Origin of the sequence: Lactobacillus sp. UMNPBX4 (assembly GCF_002554115.1) — a bacterium.
GTDB classification, from domain to species: domain Bacteria; phylum Bacillota; class Bacilli; order Lactobacillales; family Lactobacillaceae; genus Lactobacillus; species Lactobacillus gallinarum.
This window is the reverse complement of sequence record NZ_PCZF01000050.1, coordinates 1-11,206: the sequence shown is the minus strand read 5'-3', so window position 1 is coordinate 11,206 and position 11,206 is coordinate 1. Positions and strand designations below refer to the sequence as shown.

At 38.2% G+C, this 11,206-nt stretch carries 7 protein-coding genes, 3 pseudogenes and 1 riboswitch; of the genes and pseudogenes, 4 read left to right on the top strand and 6 right to left on the bottom strand.

All coding sequences use genetic code 11. The features are described 5' to 3' along the window. Both CP355_RS10810 and CP355_RS08440 read left to right on the top strand, forming a co-directional pair. A pseudogene (locus CP355_RS10810) lies at positions 1-67 on the top strand (RNA-guided endonuclease TnpB family protein); the annotation flags it as partial. Between the two features lie 177 nt (positions 68-244). Beyond that, on the top strand, positions 245-661 hold the full coding sequence (locus tag CP355_RS08440) for an HAD family phosphatase (protein WP_098044328.1): 417 nt from the start codon (positions 245-247) through the stop codon (positions 659-661). A 54-nt stretch (positions 662-715) separates the two neighbouring features. Here the strand turns inward: CP355_RS08440 and CP355_RS08435 are convergent, their stop codons facing one another. From CP355_RS08435 to CP355_RS08410, 6 genes and pseudogenes are all read right to left on the bottom strand, one after another. After that, on the bottom strand, positions 716-2,140 hold the full coding sequence (locus CP355_RS08435; RefSeq protein WP_098044327.1) for a C69 family dipeptidase: 1,425 nt from the start codon (positions 2,138-2,140) through the stop codon (positions 716-718). 79 nt (positions 2,141-2,219) lie between these two features. Further along, positions 2,220-3,032: a helix-turn-helix domain-containing protein gene (locus CP355_RS08430; RefSeq protein WP_087236430.1), complete on the bottom strand. Its 813-nt coding sequence runs from the start codon at positions 3,030-3,032 to the stop codon at positions 2,220-2,222. A gap of 151 nt (positions 3,033-3,183) precedes the next feature. Beyond that, positions 3,184-4,470 carry a nucleobase:cation symporter-2 family protein gene (locus CP355_RS08425; protein ID WP_098037186.1) on the bottom strand — a complete coding sequence of 429 codons (1,287 nt, stop codon included), beginning with the start codon at positions 4,468-4,470 and terminating at the stop codon, positions 3,184-3,186. 6 nt (positions 4,471-4,476) lie between these two features. Beyond that, complete coding sequence (locus CP355_RS08420; protein ID WP_035443516.1) at positions 4,477-5,055, bottom strand: xanthine phosphoribosyltransferase; 579 nt, start codon at positions 5,053-5,055, stop codon at positions 4,477-4,479. A gap of 71 nt (positions 5,056-5,126) precedes the next feature. Continuing rightward, positions 5,127-5,224, bottom strand: a riboswitch (purine riboswitch). 71 nt (positions 5,225-5,295) lie between these two features. After that, positions 5,296-5,391: pseudogene (locus CP355_RS10805) on the bottom strand (XRE family transcriptional regulator); the annotation flags it as partial. A gap of 97 nt (positions 5,392-5,488) precedes the next feature. After that, positions 5,489-5,587, bottom strand: a pseudogene (locus tag CP355_RS08410) (helix-turn-helix domain-containing protein); the annotation flags it as partial. A gap of 219 nt (positions 5,588-5,806) precedes the next feature. Here CP355_RS08410 and guaA point away from each other — a divergent pair. Both guaA and CP355_RS08400 read left to right on the top strand, forming a co-directional pair. Further along, on the top strand, positions 5,807-7,360 hold the full coding sequence (gene guaA / locus CP355_RS08405) for a glutamine-hydrolyzing GMP synthase (RefSeq protein ID WP_199161220.1): 1,554 nt from the start codon (positions 5,807-5,809) through the stop codon (positions 7,358-7,360). A 1,043-nt stretch (positions 7,361-8,403) separates the two neighbouring features. Further along, positions 8,404-11,206: LEA family epithelial adhesin (locus tag CP355_RS08400; RefSeq protein ID WP_098044325.1), on the top strand; the 2,803-nt coding region annotated here is incomplete at its 3' end.

Genomic DNA, 11,206 nt, shown 5'->3' with positions numbered 1-11,206 from the left:
GGCCGTGAACATCTTAGAAAAAGGATTAGGCAAGTGGCAGAATCCTAAAATAAAAAAAGCAGCCTAAGCTAGGCTGCAGTCCGCTAGCAATTCGCGGACTTAAAAGGCTTTGGTAAATAGACGACCTCTATCGGCAATAGTCAAAAGACTATTGCTGGTAAGTCAAGTCCGTATCTAAGCAAGTTGGTGTTCTGGTTAGCGTAAGCTAACGAGCCACTAAGCCCTAGACTTCAGTCTAGGGTAGTTGACTCAAAGAGTTAAAGAAGGAAAATTAGCAGTTAAGCCTGGTGCTGAAAAACTGCTTAGCTTTTTACAAGAAAAAGAAATCAAATCTTACATTACCTCTTCTTCAGATATTGAAAAGATTAATTTTAATCTTAGTCATAATGATTTACGTCAGTATTTTGCAGGGATTGTTACCGGTGAAGATGTAAAAAATAATAAACCAGCCCCAGATATTTATTTGCATGCGTTAAATGTCGCAAAAGTAGATAAAAATGAAGCAGTAATTTTTGAAGATGCACCTAATGGGGTAGAGTCAGGATTAAATGCAGGGATTGATGTGGTACTTGTGCCAGATCAAGTAATGCCGTCAGAAGAAATGATCAAGAAAGTAACCGTAGTTAAATCACTTGCAGATGCAGTTCCATTATTTGAGTAAAAAATAAGAGCTTGAGAATAATCTCAAGCTCTTATTGCTTTTAATATTTGATTATTAGTCAAGCAAGTCGTACTTCAAAGTCATTAAACCATGACCTTCATCAACCATTTGACCCAAAAGTTCAACAGTATTGTTGTAAACAATGTCAGACATCTTTTGGTTAGCTGCAATTAACTTATCTTGCAAATCCTTACCTGAAATATCCTTAACTGCCTTGTCAGTTTCATGTTGAATCTTGTGGCATTGTGCCAAACTCTTTTGTTCAAAGGCATCTTCAAGTTCGCCATAGACACGGTAGTTAGTATCACCAAGTTGAGCAGTTAACTTGTTTAACCAGAAGATCTTGTTCAAGTTAAACTTAGGAGTTGTTTGCCAAGCTTCTGGAGTAGTTGTGACATTAGTGTAGAATGGCACCATTGAGTTGAAGGTGTTTGGACCAAAGGCTAACCATTGAACACCAGCGATTTCTGCAGGTACGTCATTTCTAATTTGTAAAATGTGAGTTTCAAAGTTTCTGTTGATACCGATTGGACGGAAAGTCTTCTTTTGTTCAGGAGTACCTTGGTCACCGTATGCATCATAAGGAGTATCTTGGTAGTGTGAACTTTCAGCCCACTTAATATCTTCGATTGAGATTAAACGGTTAGCGTGGCAGATGAAAGGTTGATCTTGATCTGCTGGGGTACCGCCAAAGTCTGGATCGAAGTAGTTGTGAATGTACCAAGCACGTGGATTGTTGTAGTGAGCGTCTTTGATAGTTGAAGAACCAAAGATATGACGCATGTTGTAACCTTCACGGTCTGGGTTTAAATGATATTCATCGATTAAATCTTTTAAGTCACTTGCGGCAGCGAAATTTTCAGTATCATCAAAATCAAAGTTATCGATGTTTAAACGGTTTGGTGCGATAACGTAAGCATCGTCAGGGATGCGGCGTGCAATCCAGTGATGACCACCAATGGTTTCAAGGTACCAAATATTGTCCTTGTCTGAGAAAGCCATACCATTCATTTCGTAGGTACCGTATTTTTCAACAAGGTAACCAACACGCTTAACACCATCGAAAGCGGAGTGAAGATATGGAAGAGTTAAAGTAACAAAGTCTTCTTCACCTAAACCGCCTTCTGATGGGTCAAGAAGTGGGTCAACGCCTTGGATGCGTGAGTTAGTAGTGATAGTTTCAGTAGCAGTCATCGCAATGTTTTCTGCGTTGATACCAGCTGCACCCCAAATACCATTTTTGCCTGAAACATCGGGTGCAGAAGTGTAACGAAGAGGAGTTTCAGCTAAATCTTCGTCATCGATCTTTTGCTTGCTGATAACGCTAGTGTAGTGCTTAGGTTGGTCTTCTGGGTTAACTGCCTTGAAGCCTTCAGGGATAATGGTACGACCACCGTCTTCACTACGAGCGATCATGGTTGAGCCGTCAATAGTTGCTTTTTTACCTACTAAGATAGTAGTACATTCTGTTTGTTTCATTGGATCATTCCTTTACTGTTTTAATAAGTTATACACTTATATTGTATGCAAAGAAGCGTGAGTTAGGCAAAGAATATAGTTAATTTCCACGAAATACGTTGGGACTAACTCCGCTATAACGTTTAAATGCTTTGGAAAAAGTGAATTCATCACCATAGCCCACTTTATGGGCAATCTCTTTTAAGTTGGAAGTAGTATTTTGCAGTTCTTTTTTGGCGGCTTCCATACGAAGTTGCATCAGATATTTTTGCGGTGAGATTTTGGTGTTTTTTCTAAATAAAGAATATAAAAAACTGCGTGAGACACCTAACCTGTTGCAAAGCTCCACGATATTGCAACTGGGATCAGTATAATTTTGTTGCAGATAATTAATAGCGATTTGATATTGATCATTTTTAGGTGTTTTGCGGACTGGTGGATGGTTAGGAAAGTCTTTTACTAGATGATAAAAAAGTTGATAGGTTAAAGCTGAAATTTGTAAATTGTTTAATAAGGTCTTTTTCTTTGTCAAACATTGATAAAGGTCATTTAGGGTTTGATAAAAGGCAGTTTTTTGAATTTGACGCAAGAAATTTTTATTAGGTAAATTTGATGCCTTGATGCTTTCATTAACGCCGTAGCCGGCTAAGCCAATCCAGAAGTATTCCCAGGGTTCATCATGGTCAGCTTGGAAAGAACAAGTTTGATTGCGCGGGACGTAAAAAAGATCGCCAGCTTTTAATTTGACTGCGTGGTGTCTACTAGAAGTAAAGCTGCCAGTTCCACTAATAATGTAATAAAAGATATCGTTCTTACGAAGATTGTCACCTTGAAAGAATTCATCAGGCTGACATTTTTGCCGGCCGTAAAACATGATGTAGCTTTCAAGGTTTTGAATGTTTAAGTTAGGCATGGATTCCCTCACTTTAAAAAAATTACGTTACTTCTATTATAAAAGAGATTTTGCTTAAAAGGTGAAGAATAAGAAACGACCACATTAAGTGGCCGCTTTTGAATATTTATAGAGAATTGTGATATATAGAATTATGAAATGAAAAGGCTTTTTACTTATAGGCACCACTTCTTCCGTTGAATAAAAGATTAAGCAGAGTTGCACAGATGCTAGCAACAACGATACCGTTGCCTAAGAACAATTGAATGGTTTGGGGAAGGGGTTGGAAGATTTGCGGATAGACGGTTACGCCTAGTCCCATACCAATTGAAATAGCTACAATTAGAATATTGCGGTTGTTCTCAAAATCAACTTTGGTTAACATTTTGATTCCTTGCACGGCAATCATTGTGAACATGACCAACATGGCTCCGCCTAAAACTGAGTCAGGAATGATGGTAACTAGAGCACCGATTTTAGGAAGTAAGCCCATGGCCATTAATAAGCCAGCAGCCCAGTAAATCGGACGCTTGGTCTTAATGCCGGATAATTGAAGCAAGCCGACATTTTGAGAAAAAGTGGTGTAAGGGAAGGTGTTGAAAAGCCCACCGAAGATTTGTGCTAATCCTTCTGCACGATAACCTTTTTTGAGATCTTCTTCGGTAATATCTTGATGAAGTAGGTCGCCAATGGCAAAGAAGACGCCAGTGGATTCGACCAAGGAAACTAAGGCAATGATGATCATGGTCAAACAAGACGACCATTCGAATTCTGGCACCCCGAAGTAGAAAAATTGAGGCAAATGGAACCAAGAAGCTTCGGCAACTGGCTTTAATGAAACAAGCCCCATGCAGCTAGCGATTAGAGTACCAACAATTAATCCAATTAAAACGGAAATGGAACGTAAGAATCCTTTAGTCCAGACTTCGATGGCAATGATGATGAGGATGGTAATAAAGGCAGCGATTAAATTTTTCGCATCACCGAAGTCTTTGGCTTGTGCGTTTCCGCCGCCCATATTTTGGAAAGCGACCGGAATTAAAGTTAGCCCAATTACTGTAATTAAGGTCCCAGTAACTACTGGCGGGAAGAGTTTTTTGATTTTTGAAAACCAGCCAGCAATTAGAAAGACGAAGATTCCAGCAACGATAATGGCACCATACATCGTGTTAATTGAAAACTTCTGCCCGATCATTTCTAAGGGAGCTACCGCTTGAATTGCACAGCCCAAAACGACTGGCAAGCCAATGCCGAAATATTTATTACGGAATAGTTGAATTAAAGTGGCTAAACCACACATGAAGATATCAATCGAAACTAGGTAAGTCATCTGTGTGCTATTGAAGTGTAGTGCCGTACCAATTAAAAGAGGAACGGCAACTGCACCGGAGTACATTGCCAGCAAATGTTGCAAACCTAGGACAGCAGCTTTTTTGTGACTAACTTCTTTTTGTGCCATTTTTAATTATTCTTCTCCCTCGAAGTGTACTTGATCATTTTCAAAGCTATCGATTTTTGCTAGGGCTTCAAAGCGTAAGCCTTCGTTTTCTACCCATTCGCTTCCGCCTTGGAAGGTTTTTGCAACAACAGCGCCAACGCCAACAATGTTACAGCCGGCTTGCTTGGCGATGTTAACCATGCCTTTGACTGCTTCACCGTGGGCAACGAAGTCATCGATGATTAAGATATGTTCGCCTGGGTGCAAAAATTTTTCTTCAACGCAGATCTTATTGTTGACCTTCTTGGTGTAAGAAAAGACGTCAGCCCAATAAACTGCATCATTCAAAGTAGATGGCTTTTTCTTTCGGGCAAAGATCATTGGCACGTGCAGTTGATAGGCTGCCATTACGCCAGGGGCAATTCCAGATGCTTCACAAGTTAAGACCTTATCGACTTTTTCATCTTTAAAAAGGCGGGCAAATTCTTCACCAACATGCATCATTAGTTGCGGATCAACTTGGTGATTCAAAAATGAATTAATTTTAAGCACATTTCCGGGTAAAACTTCACCATCTTGTTTAATTCGATCTACTAATTCCTTCAACATTATCCTCCTCAAGAAAGAAATAAGGACTTCCTCTACCTAGAGCAGGTAAAAGAAGTCCTTAAGATTATTCTTAACTTTCATTCACCTATAGTCCGGTATTTACGGTACCGGGTAGAGACTGTCGACCTTATTTCGACGATATATAGATATTTGTGTTGGCTTAATCTTAGCAGAATATATTGCCGAACACAAGTGGAAAATTAAGGATTAATGTTCGATTATAGTAAAAATTATTCAGCTGCGTTCCCAATCATTGGTAATGAAGCTATATCCTAGATAAAGTAAGACTGCTATTAACCAATAGAGTGTGGCGTATTTGTTCATAATCTTGCGACCAAGTTTTTTCTTAGGAATGTAATCATCTGTTTGTAATAAAATGTTGTAGCTGTCCATAATGATATTGCTTTTGACAAAGAAGAACACACCGATTGGATACAGCTTGCCGACTGACGTTCATCTTTTCAGCTAGTGCTTCTTGAAAAAGATGATTTTTCTTGCGTAATGCCGCAATTTTTTGACCTAATCTCATGATTGATCGTCCTTTCGTTTTGAAATAATTTAATTTAACGAAAATTTGCGGTTGCAGACCACCACTTTTTAATTGCATTTAGCGCAACTAGCGGTTGCAACTGCTGGTTGCTCAAGATAAAAGCCGAACAATGAATGGCTATTTTTAACTTTTTGATTGACCTTTTTAATTTTTCCTAGTAGAGTTAGTTAAAAATGCGTAATTGAAAAGAGGGAGTAAATAGTGGCTAAAAATCTAGACGATTTTGACAAGATTATTGTTCTTGACTTTGGTAGTCAATACAATCAATTAATCACTCGACGCATTCGTGATTTTGGCATCTACTCAGAACTTTTGCCCCACGATCTTTCCATGGAGAAGATTAAACAGATCAATCCTAAGGGAATCATTTTCTCAGGTGGTCCTAACAGTGTTTACGATAATGGTGCATTAAAGGTTGATCCTGCAATCTTTAAGTTGGGTATTCCAATTTTGGGTATTTGTTACGGGATGCAATTAATGTCTCATGACTTAGGCGGTAAAGTTGAACAAGCTGAAAACAAGGAATATGGCCGCGCCAACATTACGGTTGAAGATCCAGACAGTATTTTGTTCAATGGCTTGCCTTCAAAGCAATACGTTTGGATGAGTCACGGCGACTTGGTAACTCAAGCTCCAAAGGGCTTCGAAGTAACTGCCTCAAGCAAAAACTGTCCAATTGCGGCAATTGCTAACCCAGCTAAGAAATTTTATGGTATTCAATTCCACGCTGAAGTACGTAATTCAGAATATGGTTTAGACATCTTGAAGCACTTTGCTTTTGAGGTTTGTGGTGCTGAGGCTAACTGGACCATGAACGACTTCATCGACATGAAGGTTGATGATATTCGTAAAGAAGTCGGCGACAAGAAAGTCATCTTAGGTCTTTCGGGTGGTGTAGATTCTAGCGTTACTGCTACTCTTTTACACAAAGCAATCGGCGACCAATTGACGGCAATTTTTGTTGATCACGGGATGCTGCGTAAAGACGAAGGCAATCAAGTAATGCAAGCCTTGAACAAGGATCTTGGTGTTAACATCATTCGGGTTAATGCCCAAAAGAGATTCTTAGACAAGTTGAAAGGTGTAACTGATCCTGAAAAGAAGCGTAAGATTATCGGTAAGGAATTCATCGAGGTCTTTAACGAAGAAGCTAAGAAGTTAAAGGATGTAGATTTCTTAGCTCAAGGTACGCTTTATACTGATGTTATCGAGTCAGGTACCAACACCGCGCAAACTATTAAGTCCCATCACAATGTTGGTGGTCTTCCTAAGGACATGCACTTCAAGTTGATCGAACCACTTCGTAAGTTGTTCAAGGACGAAGTACGTGAACTTGGTGAAAAGCTGGGCATTCCACATGACTTAGTATGGCGTCAGCCATTCCCAGGACCAGGTCTTGGTATCCGTGTTCTTGGTGAAGTGACTGAAGACAAGCTTAAGATTGTGCGTGATTCTGATGCGATTTTACGAGAAGAAATCAAGAAGGCAGGATTGCAAGAAAAGATCTGGCAATACTTCACTGTTCTTCCAGGTATTCGCTCCGTTGGAGTAATGGGCGATGGACGTACTTATGACTATACGATTGGTATTCGTGCCGTAACCTCAATTGATGGGATGACTGCAGATTTTGCCCAAATTCCATGGGATGTACTTGGTCACATTTCAGATAGAATCGTCAATGAAGTAGATAACGTTAATCGCGTAGTTTACGATGTGACGAGTAAGCCACCTTCAACGATTGAATGGGAGTAATTTAATATATTAACATGAAGAGGGAATCCCAATATGACAGCATTTGAAGAGGGTCAATATTAGTAAAAAACACGGGTTAAAAGTAAGTTGTCTACCGAAAATTGAATATTTTGCTTACTTTTGTTGAAAAGTAAGTGATTGTTGTCCTACTTATTGTCATTTGATAAGTGGGGCATTTTTGTTTCTCTTTGTTGCCACAAAAGAAATGCTGAAATCCAAACGGAGCAGTCTGTTTGATCGTTGTTGTTACTTATGACGAAAATATAAGTAAATCAGATATGAAATCTCGAAATGACCTTGAATGAAATCTCAAGGTACTCATTCTCGAATGCAATATCTGATCGGTCGCTAGGGTAAAGGGAAGACTATCAGGCTGCCCTTTCAAGCAGTATATAATATAATCAGCAAATTAGTATATACCAATTAATGCTGAGCAGAAACTAACCCGACGATTCATAAATTTAGTCAGCCGTTGTCGGTCGCAACCGAAGGCTGAAAATTTATTTTGCCGGGACGTCAAACATGAGGGGGTCATTGCACGATGAAGCCGTTAAAGGATTCATCAACTTCAGTTACACCGTCAACAACTAGAACGGGATAAGGAAACCGAAATTAAGCGGAAAAGGCAATGAAGAACCATCTCTGTATCAAAGATTCAAGCTAAAAAGTCAGTACTTCATGAAGGAAACGACTTAGAGTTATAATTTAAATTTAAACATTATTTCTAGTACCACAATATATGAAAAGAGAGCAGTGAGATTGCGTCTCACTACTCTCAATCGCGAACTTGAATAATTTTAGTGTTTGAAAAGAGATTAGCCTTTGCGGTTAGTCTCTTTTACTATCTGGTAAGTTGACTGCAAACAGAAAAGCCGCCCGGCTCGAGGGCCAAGCGGTCATCAAAGTCGCTAAACGGTGTTATAATATTATCAGATTGAAGAAATATTATGCTCAACAATTGGGCTGATAACTTAACGGTAGCACTCTTGTTCTGGTGTACTGCAATACACCACTAGTTATTAAATTGGGGAGTAAGAATAACGATGAAGCGACTTAAATTTTTAGAAACTAAGCGGACACCGCGTTATAGTTTACGTAAGCTTAACGTTGGTGTGGCTTCCGTATTATTAGGAGTAACCATTTTTGGAATTAACTTTACAAATCATTCTGTAAAGGCAGCAACCACAGAAAGCGTTGAACCTTCCAATAGTTCAGCAAACAGTAGGTTGCAACAGACTTCAGCAGTTGGCAATACAACTGCTGAACAAACTAATACTCAGAAAACAACTAGAGCAACACAAAAGGTTCAACAAAGTAGTGCAAGTAAGAATGCAACAGCTAATAATTCTACAGAAGCTGCGACAACCCCACAATCTTCACCAGAGACGCAAGGTAGTGCTGACACTGATATTAAATCATCAACAGCTAAATCAGCAGCAAAATTAGCAGCTACGAATTTAGTGGCAACTTCTGATACTGACAGAAATGCAGCAGGTACAGTAGATCAAAATAATACTAATACTCAGAAAGCAACTAGTGCAACAGAAAAAGTTCAACAAAATGGTGCAAGTAACGATGTAACAGAAAAAGTTCAACAAAGTAGTGCAAGTAAGAATGCAACAGCTAATAATTCTACAGAAGCTGCGACAACCTTACAATCTGCACCAAAGACGCAAGGTAGCGCTGACACTGATATTAAATCATTAGCAGCTAAATTAGCAACTATGAATTTATTAGCAATGAATTTAGTAAAAAATCCTGGTACTGATATTAAATCATTAGCAGCAAGATTAGCAGCTATGAGTTTAGTGGCAGTTTCTAATACTGGAGCAAGTACAGTAGATCAAAATCACACTAATAATCAGCCAGCTAAAGAAAATCAAGATTTGGCCAATAAGACTAATCTAACTTCTTCAGATAACTACAGTTCTAACATCTATAAAGGTAAAGATGGAAATTATTACAAGATTGTAACTATTTATGGTAATGACTACGTTTACCATGCTGCTGATATTCAAGCTAATGGTACTACTAGTATTTGGTATCCGCAAAAGGCAACGACAGCTGCAGATACTAAAAATAATATTGATATTTCTAAAGAAGATTTAGGAAATGGTAAGACCCGTTGGACTGTTACTTTCTTCCCTAAAATGGGATTACAAAATGCTGACAGTAGTACATTACATGGGTTAATTTCTGCAAAATTTGGTATTGCTCTCACTAATGACTACCAAATCGTTGGTAATGTTGATATGAAAGTAAAAAATAAAACTGATCAAACATATATATATTATAAATTTGAGCCCGGTAACAGTAGCGCTACTGACATTACAGTACAAAATCCACCACGTGAAGTAGACTTTTCATTTAATCCTAACACAGATGTTGATCCAAATACTGGTTTAATTAATAGTAAAACCATGCCAGCTTATAACAATAAATATTTGCAAGGCTCATACTATTTCACTACTGCTCAAGCTGCTGGTTCTAATAACTTATGGCAGACTTACTTTAAAGATGGGGTTGAAGATAATAATGCATATGATGGGACCACTTATCTAAGTGGCGATCATGACTTTCATCTTAATAATTTTATAATTAAAAATAAAACTGGAGATGTTGACGGTGCAAAGCAAGGGGACCCAATCATTTATGACACACGGAATAAATTTAATTCTAATGGCGTATTTAACAGTGTTAACTTTAACCAAGCAATGGAATTTAAGTCACATGGTTACGCAAGTAAAAAGATTAACACAGATCTATCACAATATTCTTCTTATGTTATTTCCTTTACTACGCAACACACAGACTCTCATGAAGTAGATTTATCTACAGGTTCGAAAAATCAACAATTCTCAGGAATCTCAGCTAATATTTATTCTTATCAGAATGTCTACTATAACATGTTTTCTCGCTTATATGGTGAGCAGAGAGCACTGGATCCAGCTGGTGCAACAGTAGAAGCTAACAAAATTATTCCTCATTGGGGTGATGTCAAGCCTTATATTGATAAGATTAAGCAAGACTATTTAAATAATGCTCAAATTAATGTTTTGCGGAATAAAATTCTAAATAACATTACAGACCCTGCTGCTTTAAATAACATTGTTAGTGAAGGAAATTCCTTAAACGATGCTATGAAAAAGCTTGGTAATAGTATCGGACAGTATGATTCTGATGGCAAGTTTACTAATCATAAAGTCGATACAACTAAGGCTTCAGATAGTTATAAATATGCTGATTCAGATAAAAAATTAGCTTATGACAATGCGACAAAAGCAGTAAGTAATATAATTTCTGTAGAAAAGGGTACAGTTAACAAAAGTAATGGTACCTATGCAGATCTAAAGACGGTAAAAGCGCTTACTGATGCTGAAAATAATGCTTGGAACGAACTTAATGGTGTCAAGAAGAACGCTACGGATGCAATAAAGGCTATTAATGATGCTGCAACAGCTAAGAAAGCAAGCATTAATAACTCTGCTATCTTAACTAATGAAGAAAAATCCGCGTTAGTTAACCAAGCACAAAAACTTGCTGATGACGCAATTGCTAACATTAATAAAGCAACAACTAACGATACAGTAAAAACTGCTAAGGACACTGGTGTTGAAAAGATTAACAACATGAATGTTCCAACTACTTCTGCAACTAAATCAGATGCTAAGGCTGCCATCGATCAAGCTACTCAGACTAAGGATGCTGCAATCGATGCTTCAAACTTAACTGCTGAAGAAAAGGCTGCTTTGAAGAAGACCGTTGCTGGTGAAGTTCAAACAGCTAAGGACAATATTGATGCTGCCACTAAAGACGCTGATGTTACTACAGCTAAGAACACTGGTG